The organism is Streptomyces sp. NPDC002130 (genome assembly GCF_040296465.1).
In the GTDB taxonomy this organism is placed as follows: Bacteria; Actinomycetota; Actinomycetes; order Streptomycetales; family Streptomycetaceae; genus Streptomyces.
In genome coordinates this window covers 1-17876 of record NZ_JBEOXI010000030.1, presented here as the reverse complement: position 1 = coordinate 17876, position 17876 = coordinate 1, and the positions used below count along the sequence as shown (strand labels likewise).

The 17876-nt window shown below is 70.4% G+C and carries 18 protein-coding genes and 3 tRNA genes; 10 read left to right on the top strand and 11 right to left on the bottom strand.

The annotated features are described in order from the left end of the window. Positions 1–548 precede the first annotated feature (548 nt). The gene (locus tag ABT116_RS08245) at positions 549–1394 is read right to left on the bottom strand and encodes a DUF8083 family protein (protein WP_351629579.1); all 846 of its coding nucleotides are present in this window, start codon (positions 1392–1394) and stop codon (positions 549–551) included. A gap of 223 nt (positions 1395–1617) precedes the next feature. Here ABT116_RS08245 and ABT116_RS08240 point away from each other — a divergent pair, with 223 nt between their 5' ends. Further along, a complete protein-coding gene (locus tag ABT116_RS08240) occupies positions 1618–2724 on the top strand; it encodes a Leu/Phe/Val dehydrogenase (protein ID WP_351629577.1) in 1107 nt (368 codons plus the stop codon). Between the two features lie 308 nt (positions 2725–3032). Next, entirely contained in the window at positions 3033–3278 is a 246-nt protein-coding gene (locus ABT116_RS08235; RefSeq protein WP_053669978.1) for a DUF3073 domain-containing protein, read from the top strand. An 83-nt stretch (positions 3279–3361) separates the two neighbouring features. Here the strand turns inward: ABT116_RS08235 and purM are convergent, their stop codons facing one another. From purM to purS, 9 genes are all read right to left on the bottom strand, one after another. After that, complete coding sequence (gene purM, locus ABT116_RS08230; protein ID WP_351629574.1) at positions 3362–4429, bottom strand: phosphoribosylformylglycinamidine cyclo-ligase; 1068 nt, start codon at positions 4427–4429, stop codon at positions 3362–3364. A gap of 46 nt (positions 4430–4475) precedes the next feature. Beyond that, positions 4476–6005, bottom strand: coding sequence for an amidophosphoribosyltransferase (gene purF / locus ABT116_RS08225; protein ID WP_351629572.1), 1530 nt, complete (start codon positions 6003–6005; stop codon positions 4476–4478). A gap of 63 nt (positions 6006–6068) precedes the next feature. After that, positions 6069–6842 carry an META domain-containing protein gene (locus tag ABT116_RS08220; protein WP_351629570.1) on the bottom strand — a complete coding sequence of 258 codons (774 nt, stop codon included), beginning with the start codon at positions 6840–6842 and terminating at the stop codon, positions 6069–6071. Positions 6843–6879: 37 nt separating this feature from the next. Further along, on the bottom strand, positions 6880–7677 hold the full coding sequence (locus ABT116_RS08215; protein ID WP_351629567.1) for a maleylpyruvate isomerase family mycothiol-dependent enzyme: 798 nt from the start codon (positions 7675–7677) through the stop codon (positions 6880–6882). A 10-nt stretch (positions 7678–7687) separates the two neighbouring features. Next, on the bottom strand, positions 7688–8524 hold the full coding sequence (locus ABT116_RS08210) for a M23 family metallopeptidase (protein WP_351629564.1): 837 nt from the start codon (positions 8522–8524) through the stop codon (positions 7688–7690). Positions 8525–8545: 21 nt separating this feature from the next. After that, the gene (locus tag ABT116_RS08205) at positions 8546–9046 is read right to left on the bottom strand and encodes an ArsR/SmtB family transcription factor (protein WP_351629561.1); all 501 of its coding nucleotides are present in this window, start codon (positions 9044–9046) and stop codon (positions 8546–8548) included. Positions 9047–9158: 112 nt separating this feature from the next. Then, positions 9159–11417: a phosphoribosylformylglycinamidine synthase subunit PurL gene (gene purL / locus ABT116_RS08200; protein ID WP_351629558.1), complete on the bottom strand. Its 2259-nt coding sequence runs from the start codon at positions 11415–11417 to the stop codon at positions 9159–9161. Then, positions 11414–12094, bottom strand: a complete 681-nt coding sequence (gene purQ / locus ABT116_RS08195) for a phosphoribosylformylglycinamidine synthase subunit PurQ (protein ID WP_351629555.1) — start codon at positions 12092–12094, stop codon at positions 11414–11416. Before purQ ends, purL begins: the two co-directional genes overlap by 4 nt. After that, positions 12091–12354, bottom strand: a complete 264-nt coding sequence (purS, locus tag ABT116_RS08190; protein WP_351629552.1) for a phosphoribosylformylglycinamidine synthase subunit PurS — start codon at positions 12352–12354, stop codon at positions 12091–12093. Before purS ends, purQ begins: the two co-directional genes overlap by 4 nt. Before the next feature lie 267 nt (positions 12355–12621). On the opposite strand from purS, the gene ABT116_RS08185 reads away from it, so the two are divergent. From ABT116_RS08185 to ABT116_RS08150, 8 genes are all read left to right on the top strand, one after another. Next, the gene (locus ABT116_RS08185) at positions 12622–12939 is read left to right on the top strand and encodes a histone-like nucleoid-structuring protein Lsr2 (RefSeq protein ID WP_344460887.1); all 318 of its coding nucleotides are present in this window, start codon (positions 12622–12624) and stop codon (positions 12937–12939) included. Between the two features lie 134 nt (positions 12940–13073). Next, a tRNA-Gly gene (locus ABT116_RS08180) sits at positions 13074–13145 on the top strand. An 81-nt stretch (positions 13146–13226) separates the two neighbouring features. Beyond that, positions 13227–13299: transfer RNA gene (locus ABT116_RS08175), tRNA-Gly, on the top strand. Positions 13300–13438: 139 nt separating this feature from the next. Then, positions 13439–14410, top strand: coding sequence for an ABC transporter ATP-binding protein (locus tag ABT116_RS08170; protein ID WP_351629549.1), 972 nt, complete (start codon positions 13439–13441; stop codon positions 14408–14410). Beyond that, complete coding sequence (locus ABT116_RS08165) at positions 14407–15210, top strand: ABC transporter permease (RefSeq protein WP_351629542.1); 804 nt, start codon at positions 14407–14409, stop codon at positions 15208–15210. The genes ABT116_RS08170 and ABT116_RS08165 overlap by 4 nt, the downstream gene beginning before the upstream one ends. Before the next feature lie 97 nt (positions 15211–15307). Then, positions 15308–16588, top strand: coding sequence for a sensor histidine kinase (locus tag ABT116_RS08160; protein WP_351629539.1), 1281 nt, complete (start codon positions 15308–15310; stop codon positions 16586–16588). Next, entirely contained in the window at positions 16585–17205 is a 621-nt protein-coding gene (locus ABT116_RS08155; protein WP_351629536.1) for a response regulator, read from the top strand. The genes ABT116_RS08160 and ABT116_RS08155 overlap by 4 nt, the downstream gene beginning before the upstream one ends. A gap of 22 nt (positions 17206–17227) precedes the next feature. After that, positions 17228–17303, top strand: a tRNA-Gly gene (locus tag ABT116_RS08150). Positions 17304–17359: 56 nt separating this feature from the next. Here ABT116_RS08150 and ABT116_RS08145 read toward each other — a convergent pair. Then, positions 17360–17876, bottom strand: a 517-nt coding sequence (locus ABT116_RS08145; RefSeq protein ID WP_351629535.1) for a phosphoribosylaminoimidazolesuccinocarboxamide synthase, incomplete at its 5' end; no start/stop codon positions are given.

The window sequence follows — 17876 nt, the reverse complement described above, 5'->3', positions numbered from 1 at the left end:
CTGCACCTTGACCCGCGTTGCCCGAAATGGCGGACGCGAGTCGAGTCGGTTATAGGACGAACGGCTTGTCCTCGGCACTACAACTACACCATCTGTCCAGCCGCGTCGGCCAAACCGATGGAATTGCCCCTCCAGGTGTTCATCAGCGACGGAAGCCGATGGACCATGCCATAGCGGACAGTCACACCGCTGTGACGATCAGTCACAGGGTGATCAGGAAGTCACCAGACCCCCCAAAGCGTGCAATGCTGAGATTCCGCCCATAGTGCAGCACCATGGGACGGAAGGAGCCCTCCCCGGGCTCCTTGTCCTATTTTGGCATGAGGAGGGGCAAGGGACGCAAGAGCCTCGTACGTGTAGTCCGTCACGCTTGGCCTACTTGAGAGGTCTGCCCGGATCGGGTCCTACGTCCCTTGTTGACGAAGCCTCAGGAGACGCACGGCCCGCTTCAGGAACTCGGTGCGAGGACGAAACCCCAAATCGGGCGGTTCGTCAAACGTCAGTTCGTGACCGAATGCGAGCGGTGTGTACGGACATCAAGGTCAGGGTCAGTTGGCCGACCGAAGATCCCGCACGGAACGCCAGCGCTCCACGAGCCGGGCGTACGCCGTCCCCGCGGCCTCCCCGTCGCCCCTGCGCAGGGCGGCGATGCCCTCGGCCACATCCGCGGCCGAGTGATCGTCCTCCAGCACCCCCGCGGGCAGCGCGTGCACCAGACCGCCGTAGTCCAGCTCCACGAGGGAGCGCGGGTGGAACTCCTCGAGCCAGCGCCCGACGTCCATCAGGCCGTCGATCAGCGGCCCCTCGTCCATGGCCTCCTTCAGGGCCCGCAGACCCCGGGCCACCCGCCGACGGGCCTGGACCATGGGGGTGCGGTAGCGCAGCACCGGCGGGCCGCCGGCCGAGGCGCCGCTGTCGTACTCGCGCTCCTCGTCGGAGACCAGGACGAACCAGTTGATCGGCACCTGCCAGGTGGCCGTACGGATCCACGGCCGGGCGTCCGGGTTGATGGCCAGCCAGCGCTCGTAGTCCTGGGCCGCCTGACGTCGCAGGACGGGGGGCAGGACCGCGTCCATGACCGGCGGGGGGAGCTCCTCGGACAGCTCGTCCAGGGCCAGCCAGCCGCGCAGCCGGGTGCGCCAGGGGCAGACGCAGACGACGCCGTCGACGTCGAGCACGAAGGCGTCCTCGCTCTCGTGCACCGGGACCGGGACCGGCGGGACGGGTGCCAAGTCGGCCAGGGCACGGCGGAGTTCGTCCTGGTACGTGGGACGGTCGGTACGGCGGGCGTAGCGGGCCCACTGGCTGCGCTCCGGCTCGGGGAAGGCGGCCAGCGGTTCGTAGACGCGCAGGTAGGTCGCGTAGGGGACGATCACCGGGGTCACCTTGGGCACGCCTGCTCCCTCCCCCGCGCGCCGCCGCGAAAACCTGCGGAACCCGCTTACGATCGCGCGGGAAATCTATGCAAATCGTCGCACGGGTGTACTCCGGTCGGAGGTGATCCTGTGCACGGTGCGGTCGGCGGGCCCGGCAGGCTCTAATCTCATGCTCAACAGTCCCCGCCACCCACACGGGAGCTGGTCTCCACCCGCCGCAACTTACTCAGGAGTCACCACAGTGACCGACGTAATCGGCGCACCTGCTGATGTACTGCACACCCTGTTCCACTCGGACCAGGGCGGACATGAGCAAGTCGTGCTCTGCCAGGACCGCGCGAGCGGCCTCAAGGCCGTCATCGCCCTCCACTCCACCGCCCTGGGCCCCGCGCTCGGCGGTACGCGCTTCTACCCGTACGCGAACGAGGCCGAGGCCGTCGCCGACGCGCTGAACCTCGCCCGCGGGATGTCGTACAAGAACGCCATGGCCGGTCTCGACCACGGCGGCGGCAAGGCCGTGATCATCGGCGACCCGGAGAAGATCAAGAGCGAGGAGCTGCTCCTCGCCTACGGCCGGTTCGTGGCCTCGCTCGGCGGCCGGTACGTCACCGCCTGCGACGTCGGCACGTACGTCGCCGACATGGACGTCGTGGCCCGCGAGTGCCGCTGGACGACCGGCCGCTCCCCCGAGAACGGCGGCGCCGGGGACTCCTCCGTCCTCACCGCCTACGGCGTCTACCAGGGCATGCGCGCCTCCGCGCAGCACCTGTGGGGCGACCCCGCGCTGCGGGGCAAGCGGGTCGGCATCGCCGGTGTCGGCAAGGTCGGCCACCACCTGGTGGAGCACCTGCGGGCGGAGGGCGCGGAGGTCGTCATCACCGACGTGCGCGAGGACGCCGTGGGCCGGATCCTCGCCGCGCACCCGACGGGCGTCACGGCCGTCGCCGACACCGCGACCCTGATCCGCGCCGAGGGCCTCGACATCTACGCCCCCTGCGCGCTCGGCGGCGCCCTGAACGACGACACGGTGCCGGCGCTCACCGCCAAGGTGGTCTGCGGCGCCGCCAACAACCAGCTCGCCCACCCGGGCGTGGAGAAGGACCTCGCCGACCGCGGGATCCTCTACGCGCCGGACTACGTGGTGAACGCCGGCGGTGTCATCCAGGTCGCCGACGAGCTGCACGGCTTCGACTTCGAGCGGTGCAAGGCGAAGGCGTCGAAGATCTTCGACACCACGCTGGCCATATTCGCACGTGCGAAGGAAGACGGCATTCCGCCGGCCGCGGCGGCCGACCGGATCGCCGAGCAGCGGATGCACGACGCGGCCCTGGCCCGCCGGGCCCGATGACCGCGGGCTGATCCCGGGCGTCTCGTACGTTTGGCCGGTACCCGTCGGTGGGCAGTTAGAGAGAACTCTCACTTCTACCGGCGGGTCGACCGCCGATAAGTGGTTAAAATCGCGGTTGACCAGCGAGGACGGGGCGCCTCGAAGGTCCTGGGCGCGGGCACGTCATGCGGGCGACGTACCGTATGGGCGCGGGCTCAGGTACCGTGGAAGCCCTACGGACCGGTCTCTCCGCGGAGAGTCCGTGCCGGACCATGAACGCGTGTCAAGACTCTGGGGCCGTCGAGCCCCGTCGTTGAGGGGGTCGAGCCATGGGGCGCGGCCGGGCCAAGGCCAAGCAGACGAAGGTCGCCCGCCAGCTGAAGTACAACAGCGGTGGGACTGACCTCTCACGCCTGGCTGAGGAGCTGGGTGCATCGCCTTCGAATCCGCAGCCGCCTAACGGCGAGCCGTTCGAAGACGATGAGGACGACGACCTGTACGCACGGTACGCCGACCTCTACGAGGACGACGACGACGAGGACGGCCAGTCCTCGCAGCATCGTCGCGGCGCTTGACCCTGCACTAGTGCACTAACCCGGTCGGTGACTCCGGTCACCGACCGGGTTCTGTGCTGCCTGCAGGGCCATGCCCCCGTGTCTCAGCTCGCGTAGTCACCGATCAGGGCGGCACCGGTGGTGTGCTCGCCCCGGTCCGTGATCTCTCCGGCCACCCAGGCGTCCACGCCACGGTCGGCGAGGGTCGCCAGGGCCACGTCCACGGACTCCTGCGGCACGATCGCGATCATGCCGACGCCCATGTTCAGGGTCTTCTCGAGCTCCAGGCGCTCGACGCTGCCCGTGCGGCCGACCAGGTCGAAGATCGGGGCCGGGGTCCAGGTGGAGCGGTCCACGATCGCGTGCAGGTCGTCGGGGATGACCCGGGCGAGGTTGGCCGCGAGGCCGCCGCCGGTGATGTGGCTGAAAGCGTGCACCTCGGTGGTGCGCATCAGGGCCAGGCAGTCCAGCGAGTAGATCTTCGTGGGCTCCAGCAGCTCCTCGCCGAGGGTGCGGCCGAGCTCCTCGATGTGCGCGTCCAGCGCCAGGCCCGCCTGGTTCAGCAGGACGTGGCGGACGAGGGAGTACCCGTTCGAGTGAAGCCCGGAGGACGCCATGGCGATCACCGCATCACCCGTCCGGATGCGATCGGCACCGAGCAGCCGGTCGGCCTCCACGACGCCCGTACCGGCGCCGGCGACGTCGAAGTCGTCCTCGCCCAGCAGGCCCGGGTGCTCGGCCGTCTCGCCGCCGACCAGGGCGCATCCGGCCAGCACGCAGCCCTCGGCGATGCCCTTGACGATGGCGGCGACCCGCTCGGGGTGGACCTTGCCGACGCAGATGTAGTCGGTCATGAACAGCGGCTCGGCGCCGCAGACCACGATGTCGTCCATGACCATGGCGACCAGGTCGTGGCCGATGGAGTCGTAGACGCCCAGCTGGCGGGCGATGTCGACCTTGGTGCCGACGCCGTCCGTGGCGGAGGCGAGCAGCGGCCGCTCGTAGTTCTTCAGGGCGGAGGCGTCGAAGAGGCCGGCGAAGCCGCCGAGGCCGCCGAGGACCTCGGGGCGCTGGGCCTTCTTCACCCACTCCTTCATCAGTTCGACGGCGCGGTCGCCCGCTTCGATGTCGACGCCCGCGGCTGCGTAGCTGGCACCAGTTGTGTCAGGCATGACGATGAGAACCTTCGTGTTTGTACGGCAGGTGTTACGGGCCGTCTTACGGGCGGCGGATCGCGTCGGCGGCGGCCGTGGCGGCCGGGCCGGCGGCCAGCTCCGTCTCCAGCAGCTGCTTGCCGAGCAGCTCGGGGTCCGGGAGCTCCATCGGGTACTCGCCGTCGAAGCAGGCGCGGCACAGGTTCGGCTTGGCGATGGTGGTCGCCTCGATCATGCCGTCGATGGAGATGTAGGCCAGGGAGTCGGCGCCCAGGGAGGTGCCGATCTCGTCGATCGTCATGCCGTTGGCGATGAGCTCGGCGCGGGTGGCGAAGTCGATGCCGAAGAAGCAGGGCCACTTCACCGGCGGCGAGGAGATCCGGATGTGGACCTCGGCGGCGCCCGCCTCGCGGAGCATGCGGACCAGGGCGCGCTGGGTGTTGCCGCGCACGATCGAGTCGTCGACGACGACCAGGCGCTTGCCCTTGATGACTTCCTTCAGCGGGTTCAGCTTCAGGCGGATGCCCAGCTGGCGGATGGTCTGCGAGGGCTGGATGAAGGTCCGGCCGACGTAGGCGTTCTTCACCAGGCCGGCGCCGAAGGGGATGCCGGAGGCCTCCGCGTAGCCGATGGCGGCGGGGGTGCCGGACTCCGGCGTCGCTATGACCAGGTCGGCCTCGACCGGGGCCTCCTTCGCCAGCTTGCGGCCCATCTCCACGCGGGAGAGGTACACGTTCCGGCCGGCGATGTCGGTGTCGGGGCGGGCCAGGTAGACGTACTCGAAGACACAGCCCTTGGGCTTCGCGTCCGCGAATCGGGAGGTCCGCAGGCCGTTCTCGTCGATGGCGACGAACTCGCCCGGCTCGATCTCGCGGACGTAGCTGGCGCCGCAGATGTCGAGGGCGGCGGACTCGGAGGCGACGACCCAGCCGCGCTCCAGCCGGCCGAGGACCAGCGGGCGGATGCCCTGCGGGTCGCGGGCCGCGTACAGGGTGTGCTCGTCCATGAAGACCAGCGAGAAGGCTCCCTTGACCTGCGGGAGGACCGCGTGGGCGGCCTCCTCGATGGTCAGCGGCTTGCCGTCCTCGTCGACCTGGGCCGCGAGGAGCGCGGTGAGCAGGTCGGTGTCGTTGGTCGCCGCGACGCGCGGGGTGCGGCCGCCTTCCTGCTTGGGCAGGTCGGCGACCATCTCGGCGAGCTGGGCGGTGTTGACGAGATTGCCGTTGTGGCCGAGCGCGATGGATCCGTGTCCGGTCGCGCGGAAGGTCGGCTGGGCGTTCTCCCAGACGGAGGCACCGGTGGTCGAGTAGCGGGCGTGACCGACCGCGATGTGACCCTGGAGCGAACCGAGGGAGGTCTCGTCGAAGACCTGGGAAACCAGGCCCATGTCCTTGAAGACGAGGATCTGTGAGCCGTTGCTGACCGCGATTCCCGCGGATTCCTGGCCTCGATGCTGGAGGGCGTAGAGCCCGAAGTACGTGAGCTTGGCGACCTCTTCGCCCGGAGCCCAGACACCGAAGACGCCGCAAGCGTCCTGGGGGCCCTTCTCACCGGGGAGCAGGTCGTGGTTGAGTCGTCCGTCACCACGTGGCACGCCTCCGAGTGTAGGCGAGGTCGACCACTGGTCCGAATTGGGGATACCGGACTTTCCGGTGGATCACCGCTCGGCGACCGCTCGCACACTCGTACCGTTTTCGCTGGTCAGCGTAAGGGTTTGGTGATCGACTCGGTACTTCGGCTTTCCGTCGAAAAGACGCAGCAGCTTCTTCTCGTCGTCCATGAGTGAGTCTTCGCACATCATTCGGGTCGTGGCGGGAGGGCCGAGGGTGATATGGCCGTCGCGGACCGTGGCCTTGGCGTTCACCTTGTTGCAGCCGAGGCTGCCGGAGACGGTGCCCTTCTTCTCGTCAAAGGTGAGGTGGGCCCGGCCGTCGGCGCCCGGGGTCGTGACGGTCCACTTGGTGCCGGCCAGCGGGGCGTCCTTCGCCTCGGTCAGGCGGACGGTGTCGCCCTCGCCGGTGGTGAGGGTGAGACGGCCGTCGTCCGTCTTCGCCGTCAGCTCCTTCTCCGAGAAGGCCTTCGCGAGGGTCGTCTCGAACGCGACGGGCGTGCCCTCGCAGGCCATCTCGGTGGCCCTGGTCTTGCCGAGCCGGACGCGGTCGCCGTCGACGGTGGCCTCGGCGCTGAAGTCGTTGCAGCCGAGGCTGCCCTCGGCCCGGCCCTTGTCGATGGTCACGTGGGCGCCGGCCGGGGCCTTCTGCGTCCTGCCGTCCGCGGTGACACTCTCCACGTTCCACCGCACACCGGTGATCGGCTTGTCGGCACCGGCCGAGCCGCTGCCACTGCCCGCCTTCTCGCTGCCACAGGCCGCCAGGAGCGGGACGAGCATGGCGGCGGCCGTCAGGGTCATGCGCTGCTTCTGCCTGTCCATGCCACTTCGACGGGCGACCCGGGTGGATCGGTTCCCCTTATTGCATCAGGGGCAGATGGGCCGACAGGTCCGCCCGCTCTCCGCTCGCGTTGACCTTGGCATCCTGGACGGCCTGCGCCCATTCCACCCGCCCGGTGGCCAGCCGGATCCAGGTCAGCGGGTCCGTCTCGACGACGTTGGGCGGGGTGCCCCGGGTGTGCCTCGGCCCCGCCACGCACTGCACCACCGCGTACGGCGGCACCCGCACCTCCGTCGAACCGCCGGGCGCCTTGACAGCGAGCGTGTCGGCCAGGAGCCGGGTGCAGGCGGCCAGGGCCTGACGGTCGTAGGGGATGTCCAGGCCGGGGACGGCGGCGTTGAGGTCGTCGGTGTGGACGACGAGTTCGACGGTGCGGGTGACGAGGTAGTCGGCCAGTGTCAGGGCTCCGGCGCTGGTGGCGAGCAGCCGGGTGCCGGGGTGGGCGGCGAGGTCGGCGGTGAAACGCTCCTCGGTGGCCGCGAGGTGGGCGGCCGCATCCGGGTGGCTCAGGGCCAGCTCGCGGGCGTGAGCGGCGATGTCCGGCGCGTCGGCCGCGATCGCGGAGGGCCAGTCGAGCAGTGTGCCGTCCTGCTTGGCCGGCTCCGGCAGGCCGGTCAGCCGGGAGACCGCCCCGAGGCTCATCCCGACGTGTGCCACCAGGTCCCGTACGGTCCAGTCGCCGAGCCGGGTGGGCAGGGCGAGCTGCTCGGGGGTGAGGTCGGCGGCAGCGGCCCGCACGTGGCCGAACTGGGCGAGCACCGCCGCGCGGATCTTGACGGGGTCGTAGCTGCGGGTGCGTTTCCTGGCCGGTGGCATGAGGGTCAGCCTAAGTGCGGCCCATGACAGGGGGAGCCGCCTCGAAGGTCTCTCCGTTGCGGGGGACGCCGATCCCCCGCCAGGTGAAGGACACGCCCCGGGCCGCGTCCGGGTCCGGGCCGTCCATCAGCTGGAAGTGCAGGTGCGGTTCGGTCGAGTTGCCGGAGTTGCCGCAGCGGGCGATCACCTGTCCGGCGCGGACGCGGTCGCCCTCGCGGACGGTGAGGGAGCCGCGCCGGAGGTGGGCGTAGGCGGCGAAGGTGCCGTCGCCGAGGTCGAGGACCAGGTGGTTGCCGAGGATGCGGCTGACGCCCACGACCTCGCGCACCGTCCCCTCGAGAAGCATCAGGTACAGCAGCCCGGGCAGGGAGGTGCGGCTGAGGTGGTCGCGCTGCCGGCCTCGCGCTCGTACGACGGTGGCGTCGGCGACCGCCAGGACAGGGGCGCCGTAGGCCGGGAAGTCCTGGGGGCGGCGGGCGAGCGGCCACAGCCATCCGAAGGCCGGGCGGGCACCCGGCTCGGGCTCGGCCAGGATGTCGATGGCGAACGTCTGGCCGTAGCTGTGCACGCCGTGGCTGGGCGTGCGGTCGGCCGGGCTGTTCAGCGCGGACCAGCGGCCGGTGACGGGCGGAGCGACCTCGACGGGCTCACGGGGCGCGCGAGGCTTGTCCGGGGCGCCGCCCCACCGGTTCGCCAGGAGGACGACGGCGTACGCCAGGACCACCGGCGCGAAGTTCCACCACCAGGGGCCGGCTGACAGGCCGAAACCCAGGTCGGCGGCTATCAGTCCGAAGAAGACCAGCCACAGAACGCGGTAGGTCACCATGCCGAGCTTGCGTGCGGACATTCAGTTCTCCCCCCGGTTCCTCTACGGGCGGGTTGTCGCCAACGCCACCAGCAGCGGTACGACCCGGCCCGGTGGCACCTCGTAGCGGCCCCGGCCGGGCGTGTGGAGCCAGCCCGTGGCGGTGAGCTGGCGCAGGTGGTGGTAGATCTGGCCGGTCGTGCCGACCTCCTCCAGCTCGGCGAGTGCGGTGGCGGTGCGCCGGCCACCGAGGATCTCGCGGAGCAGGCGGATCCGGACCGGGTGGCCGAGCGCCGCGAACGACTCGGCGGCCGTCGTCCAGTCGCCCCCCAGCAGGTCCTCCGTGAGGGCGGCCATCTGCCAGGCGTACTGCTCGCCCGTCGGCAGGCCCACGGAGCCGGTGTAGAGGACACCGCCGTCGGCCACCCCCGCCTCGGACAGCTGCTCCTTCAGCCCGTTCAGAGCCCAGAAGTCGCCTCCGTCGATGCGGGGGCCGGTGCGCTGGGGGCCTTCCAGGGCCTCCAGACGGCGCTCGAGGTCTGTGACGCGTTGTTCCAGGTCCACGCCCAAAGATTACGGAACTACGTAATTACATGCAAGAGTCGGGCGCCCGCATCCGTGCGGGCACAGCGAAGCCCCCGCCCGGCGGACCGGGCGGGGGCTTCGGAGCGGTTGCCTACTTCAGCAGCGCCGGGATCGTGCCCTCGTGCGCATCGCGCAGCTCGGCCAGGGGGAGCGCGAACTCGCCCTGGACGTCCACGGTGTCACCGTCCACGACACCGATGCGGGTGACCGGCAGGCCCCGCGCACCGCACATGTCGTTGAAGCGGACCTCCTCCGAGCGCGGTACGGCCACGACAGCGCGGCCCGCCGACTCGGAGAAGAGGAAGGTGAAGGCGTCCAGACCGTCCGGGACGATCAGGCGGGCGCCCTTGCCGCCGAGCAGCGCCGACTCGACGACCGCCTGGATCAGACCGCCGTCCGACAGGTCGTGCGCGGAGTCGATCATGCCGTCGCGGGAGGCGGAGATCAGGATCTCGGCCAGCAGGCGCTCGCGCTCCAGGTCGACCTTCGGGGGCAGACCGCCGAGGTGGTCGTGCACGACCTGCGACCAGGCCGAGCCGCCGAACTCCTCACGCGTGTCGCCGAGGAGGTAGAGCAGCTGGCCCTCCTCCTGGAAGGCGACGGGCGTGCGGCGGGCCACGTCGTCGATGACGCCGAGGACCGCGACGACCGGGGTCGGGTGGATGGCGGCCTCGCCGGTCTGGTTGTAGAGGGAGACGTTGCCGCCGGTCACCGGGGTGCCGAGCTGCTGGCAGGCGTCCGCCAGACCGCGCACCGCCTCCGCGAACTGCCACATCACCGCAGGGTCCTCGGGCGAGCCGAAGTTCAGGCAGTCGGAGACCGCGAGCGGCTTGGCACCGGTGGTGGCGACGTTGCGGTACGCCTCCGCCAGGGCCAGCTGGGCACCGTGGTACGGGTCGAGCTTGGCGTACCGGCCGTTGCCGTCCGTGGCGATGGCCACGCCGAGGCCGGTCTCCTCGTCGATCCGGATCATGCCGGAGTCCTCGGGCTGGGCGAGGACGGTGTTGCCCTGGACGAAGTGGTCGTACTGGCTGGTGATCCAGGACTTGGAGGCCTGGTTCGGGGAGCCGACCAGCTTCAGGACCTGGTCCTTCAGCTCCTCGGACGTCTCCGGACGCGGCAGCTTGTTCGCGTCGTCCGCCTGCAGCTCGTCCTGCCAGGACGGGCGGGCGTAGGGGCGCTCGTAGACCGGGCCCTCGTGCGCGACCGTGCGCGGGTCGACGTCGACGATCTTGCCGCCGTGCCAGTAGATCTCCAGGCGGTCGCCGTCGGTCACCTCACCGATGACGGTGGCGATGACGTCCCACTTCTCGCAGATCTCCAGGAAGCGGTCGACCTTCCCCGGCTCGACGACCGCGCACATGCGCTCCTGCGACTCGCTCATGAGGATCTCCTCGGGCGAGAGCGTGGAGTCGCGCAGGGGCACGTCGTCCAGGGTGACGCGCATGCCGCCGGAGCCGTTCGAGGCCAGCTCGCTCGTCGCGCAGGACAGGCCCGCCGCGCCGAGGTCCTGGATGCCGACGACCAGCTTCTCGGCGAAGGCCTCCAGGGTGCACTCGATGAGGAGCTTCTCCTGGAAGGGGTCGCCGACCTGCACGGCCGGGCGCTTCGAGGGCTTGGCGTCGTCGAAGGTCTCGGAGGCCAGGATCGAGGCGCCGCCGATGCCGTCGCCGCCGGTCCGGGCCCCGTACAGGATGACCTTGTTGCCCGCACCGGAGGCCTTGGCCAGGTGGATGTCCTCGTGCCGCATGACGCCGATGGCACCGGCGTTGACCAGCGGGTTGCCCTGGTAGCAGGCGTCGAAGACGACCTCGCCGCCGATGTTGGGCAGGCCCAGGCAGTTGCCGTAGCCGCCGATGCCCGCGACGACACCCGGCAGGACGCGCTTGGTGTCGGGGTGGTCGGCAGCGCCGAAGCGCAGCGGGTCGACGACGGCGACCGGGCGGGCACCCATCGCGATGATGTCGCGGACGATGCCGCCGACACCCGTGGCCGCGCCCTGGTAGGGCTCGACGTACGACGGGTGGTTGTGCGACTCCACCTTGAAGGTGACCGCGTAGCCCTGGCCGACGTCGACGACACCGGCGTTCTCGCCGATGCCGACGAGCATCGCGTCGGACTCGGGGGCCTTCTCGCCGAACTGACGCAGGTGGACCTTGCTGCTCTTGTACGAGCAGTGCTCCGACCACATCACCGAGTACATGGCGAGCTCGGCCCCGGTGGGGCGGCGGCCGAGGATCTCGACGACCCTCTCGTACTCGTCCTTCTTCAGGCCCAGCTCGGCCCAGGGCAGCTCGACGTCGGGGGTCGCGGCCGCGTGCTCGACCGTGTCCAGAGGCGTCCGGCTCATGCGTTGACCAGCTTCTTGAGGATCGAGGTGAAGAACGGGAGGCCGTCGGTGCGACCGGTGCCGATCAGCGGCTCGACGGCGTGCTCGGGGTGCGGCATGAGGCCCACGACGTTCCCGGCCGCGTTGGTGACGCCGGCGATGTCCCGCTGGGAGCCGTTCGGGTTGAAGTCGACGTACCGGAAGGCGACCCGGCCCTCGGCCTCCAGCTCGTCGAGGGTGCGCTCGTCGGCGACGTACTGCCCGTCGTTGTTCTTCAGCGGGATGTGGATCTCCTGGCCGGCCGAGTAGTCGGTGGTCCAGGAGGTCTCGGCGTTCTCCACACGCAGCTTCTGGTCGCGGCAGATGAAGTGCAGGTGGTCGTTGCGCAGCATCGTGCCGGGCAGCAGGTGGGCCTCGGTGAGGATCTGGAAGCCGTTGCAGATGCCGAGCACCGGCAGACCGGCCTTCGCCTGCTCCAGCAGCGGCTCCATCACCGGTGAGAAACGGGCGATGGCCCCGGCGCGCAGATAGTCGCCGTAGGAGAAACCACCGCACAGCACCACGGCGTCGACCTGCTTGAGGTCCTTGTCCTTGTGCCAGAGGGCGACCGGCTCGGCGCCGGCGACGCGGATCGCGCGCTGGGTGTCACGGTCGTCCAGGCTGCCGGGAAAAGTGACGACGCCAATACGAGCGGTCACTTCGCGGCCTCCGCGACTTCCTCGACCCGGATCGTGAAGTCCTCGATCACGGCGTTCGCGAGGAAGGACTCCGCAAGATCATGAATGCGGGCGAGGGCGGCCTCGTCGACCGGCCCGTCAACTTCCAGTTCGAAACGCTTTCCCTGGCGGACGTCCGAGATCCCGTCGAAACCCAGCCGCGGCAGTGCGCGCTGCACCGCCTGGCCCTGGGGGTCGAGGATCTCCGGCTTGAGCATGACGTCGACTACGACGCGTGCCACTGGCACTCCCGGTGTGTGGTGCTGAGCAGGTTCCTTCAGACTACCCGCACAAAATTTCTACGCGCGTTGACTTGTAGGAAACTACGTGACCGTCATCACGATCCGGCATCGACGGACCCACACGCGAAATTTTCGGGAAAGATTCCGGATCGACACCCGAAACCTATTGCCTTCGGACACGCGGAAGGATTTAGTCGGGCTTCACAATGTATTGCCGGGCACTGTACAAATAAATTGGCATAGTGCCGCATGAAGGGACCGATATTCGTGGCGCAGAAGGTCGTGGTCACTCTCTCTGACGACATCGACGGTTCGGAAGCGGCGGAAACGATCGCCTTCGGACTGGACGGCAAGTCGTACGAGATCGACCTGAGCGAAGGCAACGCCGGAGAGCTGCGGAAGGCGCTCGCGCCCTACGTGGAGGCCGGCCGCAAGCGGTCCCGCTCGGGCAAGGCGTACCGGCAGACGGAGGTCGCCCCCGACCCGTCGGCCGTGCGCGCCTGGGCGCAGGCCAACAAGATGGACGTCCCCGCGCGCGGGCGCATCCCCAAGAAGGTCTACGAGGCGTTCACCGCCGCGCAGTGACGGTCCGTCGAGCCCGGACCGATGCCCGGTCACCCGCCCCTCGCGGCAGCCGACTTGCGCACCACCCCGGCTGATCAGCTAGAGTCTGGAGCACGCCGAGGGGCGAGGCCGAAAGGCCCGGCTCACGGAAACATGCGGGTGTAGTTCAGTAGTAGAACATCCCCCTTCCAGGGGGAAGGCGCAGTGTGCGATTCCTGTCACCCGCTCTGCATCGCCGTACCAACCACTGTTGTGGATCAGGTAGGCTGGTGCCCGCACCGATCAGTGCAAGCTGATCGGGAGCATATGCGGACGTAGCTCAGTTGGTAGAGCGCAACCTTGCCAAGGTTGAGGTCGCGAGTTCGAGCCTCGTCGTCCGCTCGGAAATGAAGGCCTCGGTCCATCAGGACCGGGGCCTTCGTCGTGTTCCGCCCGCTCCTTCCGGCCTTCTGACATTTGTCATGCCGAGTGATGACAGCGCGCACTGCTTCCGGGCCCGCGCGGCCGGGACGCTTGAATCATGGAAACCAACGGACACGAACACGTGATTGAGGTCACTGACCTGCGACGTGTGTACGGGGGCGGGTTCGAGGCGGTACGCGGAATCAGCTTTTCCGTCCGACGCGGCGAGATCTTCGCGCTGCTCGGCACCAACGGCGCGGGCAAGACGTCGACCGTCGAACTCCTGGAGGGACTCGCGCGGCCGGCCGGCGGGCGGGTGCGGGTCCTCGGCCACGACCCGTACACGGACCGGGCCGCCGTACGGCCCCGCACCGGCGTGATGCTGCAGGAAGGCGGCTTCCCCTCCGAGCTCACCGTCGCCGAGACCGCTCGGATGTGGGCGGGATGCGTGAGCGGGGCACGGCCGCCCGCGGAGGTACTGGCGCTGGTCGGCCTGGAGTCCAGGACCGGCACCCGGGTCAAGCAGCTGTCCGGCGGCCAGCGGCGCCGCCTCGACCTGGCGCTCGCCCTGCTCGGCGATCCCGAGGTGCTCTTCCTCGACGAGCCCTCCACCGGGCTGGACGCCGAAGGCCGCCGCGCCACCTGGGAGCTGGTGAGCGCGCTGCGCGACGGCGGGACGACGGTGCTGCTGACCACGCACTACCTGGAGGAGGCCGAGAACCTCGCCGACCGGCTCGCGATCATGCACGAGGGCCGTATCGCCACCACCGGCACCCCGGCCGAGGTGACCGCCGCGGAGCCGTCGCGGATCTCCTTCGAGCTGCCCGACGGCTACTTCGTCGGCGATCTGCCGCCGCTCGGCGAACTCGGCGTGACCGGGCACGAGGCCGACGGCCGGACCGTCCGGCTCCGCACCCGTGAACTGCAGCGCACGGCCACCGCACTGCTGGTGTGGGCCGAGCGGGCCCGGGTCGAGCTGCACCGCCTGGACGTGCGCTCGGCCTCCCTGGAAGAGGCGTTCCTCCACATCGCCGAGAACGTCTCCGCCGAGCAGGCCACGGGAACGACGACGAAGGAGTACGCGGCATGAGCGCCACGCACACGACACCCCGCCCGGCGGTGGCGGCGACGACCCCGCTCAGCCGCATGACCGCGCTCGCCCGCGCCGAGCTGACCCTGCTCGGGCGGACCCGGGGCGCGCTCGTCGCCGCCCTGTTCGTGCCGCTGGTGATGCCGGTCAGCGTGCGGTCGGCCGCGGAGGAGATGGACCTCGCCGGGGCCGGGCTGGACACGGGCACCCTGGTGCTGCCCGCCGCGATCGGATTCTCCCTGCTGTTCGCCGTCTACTCGGTGCTCGTCGGCGTGTTCGTCGTCCGGCGTGAGGAACTCGTCCTGAAGCGGCTGCGCACCGGGGAGCTGCGGGACGTCGAGATCCTGGCCGGCTCCGCGCTGCCGGCCGCCCTCACCGGGCTGGCGCAGTGCCTGCTGCTGACGGCGGGCTGCGTCGCGCTGCTGGACCTGTCCGCGCCGTCGGCGCCCCACCTGGTCGTGCTCGGCCTGCTGTTGGGGCTCGTGATGTGCGCCGCCCTCGCCGCGGCCACCGCGAGTTTCACCCGGACCGGCGAGAGCGCCCAGGCCACGCCCATGCCGCTGCTGCTCGTCTCGATGATGGGCTCCGGCATGTTCGTACCGCTGGAGCTGCTGCCGGACAAGGTGGCCTCCGTGTGCGAGCTGCTGCCGCTGACGCCCGTCGTCACGCTGGTGCGCGGCGGCTGGACCGGGGACCTCTCCGCGTACGAGGCACTGGGCGCTCTCGCGACCGCCGTGGCCTGGATCCTCATCGCGGTGTTTGCTGTACGGCGGTGGTTCCGCTGGGAACCGCGGCGCTGACCGAAGACCGCGGTGCTGACCGAAGACCGCGGTGCTGACCGAAGACCGTGGTGCTGACCGAAGACCGTGGTGCTGACCGAGGGGGAGTGACGGGGCGATGCGCATGCCGGGCAGGTGGTGGCGGCACAAGAGCACACCGGAGAAGGTCGAGACGTACACCCGGTCGTCGTTCCACCTCTTCGCGGTGATGGAGTTCTTCTCCGTCGGGCTCACGTCCGTGGCTCCACTCGGCGCGCGGCTGGGCGGTGCCGCCATGCTGGTGGTGGCCGTGCACGCCGCCCTCTGCTTCGTGACCGTGTCCCGGGCGATCGACTGGACGCGCGGCCGCAGGCCCCAGCCCACGGGACTGATGTGGACACTGGGCGCCGTCACCGCCGTGATCGCCGCCGTAGCACTCGGCCTCGCCGAGCGCGGCCCCGACCGCGAGGGCGTCGCCACCGCCGCCAGTGGCGTCTTCGGAGTGATCCTGATCTTCGGCCCCGGCATCATCGCCCTCGGCGTCCGCGACCGCCGGCGCGCGTTCGGCATCTCGGGCGGTTTCGCGGCCGGCGCCTGGGTCATGGCGTTCGCGCTCGGCGCCTCCGCTCTCACGGCGCTCCTGACGGCACTGATCGTGCTGGTCGGCGGCACGTTCATCGCCTTCACGGCCGTTTTCTCGGTGTGGCTGCTGAACGCCGTCTACGAACTCGACGAGGCCCGCGAGACCCGGGCCCGGCTCGCCGTCGCCGAGGAGCGGCTGAGGTTCGGGCGGGATCTGCACGACGTCATGGGGCGCAACCTCGCCGTGATCGCCCTCAAGAGCGAACTGGCCGTCCAGCTCGCCCAGCGGGGACGGCCCGAGGCCGTGCCGCAGATGGTCGAGGTGCAGCGGCTCGCACAGGAGTCGCAGCGGGAGGTGCGGGAGGTCGTGCGCGGCTACCGGGAGGCCGACCTCGGCTCGGAACTCGCCGGGGCGCAAGGGGTGCTGGCGGCGGCCGGCATCGACTGCACGATCGGCGGGGTGCCGGCGGCCGGCCTGCCGCCCGCGGTGCAGTCCGCCCTGGGATGGGTGGTGCGGGAGGCCGCGACCAACGTGCTGCGGCACGGGGACGCGCAACGGTGTGACGTACGACTACGGGTGCTGGAGGGGCGGGTGGTGTTGTCCGTGGAGAACGACGGGGTGAGCGAAGCGCGGGTGGAGTCCGGGTCCGGACCGGCCGGCTCGGGGCTCGCCGGGCTGCGGGAACGGCTGGCGGAGATCGACGGGACGCTGGAGGCAGGACCCGTGGGACGCGGGCTGTTCCGGCTGACGGCGAAGATTCCGCTGCCGTCGCCGTCCACAGCTTCCGGCGCCGCTCCGGCCGCCGCGGCGCGTTCCGTGAGCGAGGTCACCTCATGACGGCCGTGGGGCCCGTCCGGTTGCTGCTCGCCGACGACGAGCACCTCATCCGCGGGGCGCTCGCCGCGCTGCTGTCCCTGGAGGACGACCTCGTCGTGGTCGCCGAGGCGGCCACCGGGCCCGAGGCGATGGCGATGGCCCGGGCGCACAGGCCCGATGTCGCCGTACTGGATCTCCAGATGCCCGGGGCCGACGGTGTGAAGGTCGCCACATCCCTGCGGTCCGAACTGCCCGGCTGCAAGGTGCTCATCGTCACCAGCCATGGGCGGCCCGGACATCTGAAGCGGGCGCTGCAGGCCGGGGTGCGCGGCTTCGTGCCGAAAACCGTGAGCGCGCAGCGGCTCGCGGAGCTCATCCGGACCGTGCACGCCGGGAACCGTTACGTCGACCCGGAGTTGGCCGCCGACGCGATCGCCGCCGGGGACTCGCCGCTGACCGCTCGGGAGGCGGAGGTCCTGGAACTCGCCGGCGACGGGGCGCCCGTCGCGGAGATCGCCGAGCGGGCCGCGCTGTCGCAGGGCACCGTGCGGAACTATCTGTCGTCGGCCGCCTCGAAGCTCGGGGCGGAGAACCGGCATGCGGCGGTACGGCTCGCGCGGGAGCGAGGTTGGGTATAGTGGTTCTCGCGCCACGGCGCATGCGAACGTAGCTCAGTTGGTAGAGCGCAACCTTGCCAAGGTTGAGGTCGCGAGTTCGAACCTCGTCGTTCGCTCCATCGAGAAGCCCCCCGGTTCCGGCCGGGGGGCTTCTTCGTGTCCTTGGCGACGCGTTCTACGACCAGCTCGTGCCGGTCAGGCGCTCGTACGCCTCCACGTACTTGGCGCGGGTGGCGTCGACGACCTGCTGGGGCAGGGCGGGCGGCGGCTGCTCGCTCTTGCGGTCCCAGCCGGACTCCGCCGAGGTCAGCCAGTCGCGGACGAACTGCTTGTCGTACGACGGCTGCGCGCGGCCCGGCTGCCACTGGTCGGCCGGCCAGAAGCGGGAGGAGTCCGCAGTGAGGACCTCGTCCGCGAGGACCAGGTCGTCGCCCTCGAAGCCGAACTCGAACTTGGTGTCGGCGAGGATGATGCCGCGCTCACGGGCGATGTCCCGGCCCCGGGAGTAGACGGCGAGGGTCGCCTGGCGCAGCCGGGCCGCGGTGTCCGCGCCGACCTGGCGGGCGACCTCCTCGTAGGAGACGTTCTCGTCGTGCTCGCCGACCTCGGCCTTGGTGGCCGGGGTGAAGATCGGGGCGGGCAGTTCACTGCCGTCGGTCAGGCCTTCCGGCAGGGCGAGGCCGCAGACGGTG

What these genes read in the sequence shown, in the direction of transcription:
- purM (WP_351629574.1), bottom strand. Translation starts at nt 4,429, where the DNA reads ATGCCTGACACAACTGGTGCCAGCTACGCAGCCGCGGGCGTCGACATC.
- ABT116_RS08235 (WP_053669978.1), top strand. Translation starts at nt 3,033, where the DNA reads ATGGGGCGCGGCCGGGCCAAGGCCAAGCAGACGAAGGTCGCCCGCCAG.
- ABT116_RS08160 (WP_351629539.1), top strand. Translation starts at nt 15,308, where the DNA reads ATGCGCATGCCGGGCAGGTGGTGGCGGCACAAGAGCACACCGGAGAAG.
- ABT116_RS08220 (WP_351629570.1), bottom strand. Translation starts at nt 6,842, where the DNA reads ATGGACAGGCAGAAGCAGCGCATGACCCTGACGGCCGCCGCCATGCTC.
- ABT116_RS08210 (WP_351629564.1), bottom strand. Translation starts at nt 8,524, where the DNA reads ATGTCCGCACGCAAGCTCGGCATGGTGACCTACCGCGTTCTGTGGCTG.
- ABT116_RS08165 (WP_351629542.1), top strand. Translation starts at nt 14,407, where the DNA reads ATGAGCGCCACGCACACGACACCCCGCCCGGCGGTGGCGGCGACGACC.
- purL (WP_351629558.1), bottom strand. Translation starts at nt 11,417, where the DNA reads ATGAGCCGGACGCCTCTGGACACGGTCGAGCACGCGGCCGCGACCCCC.
- ABT116_RS08215 (WP_351629567.1), bottom strand. Translation starts at nt 7,677, where the DNA reads ATGCCACCGGCCAGGAAACGCACCCGCAGCTACGACCCCGTCAAGATC.
- ABT116_RS08155 (WP_351629536.1), top strand. Translation starts at nt 16,585, where the DNA reads ATGACGGCCGTGGGGCCCGTCCGGTTGCTGCTCGCCGACGACGAGCAC.
- ABT116_RS08170 (WP_351629549.1), top strand. Translation starts at nt 13,439, where the DNA reads ATGGAAACCAACGGACACGAACACGTGATTGAGGTCACTGACCTGCGA.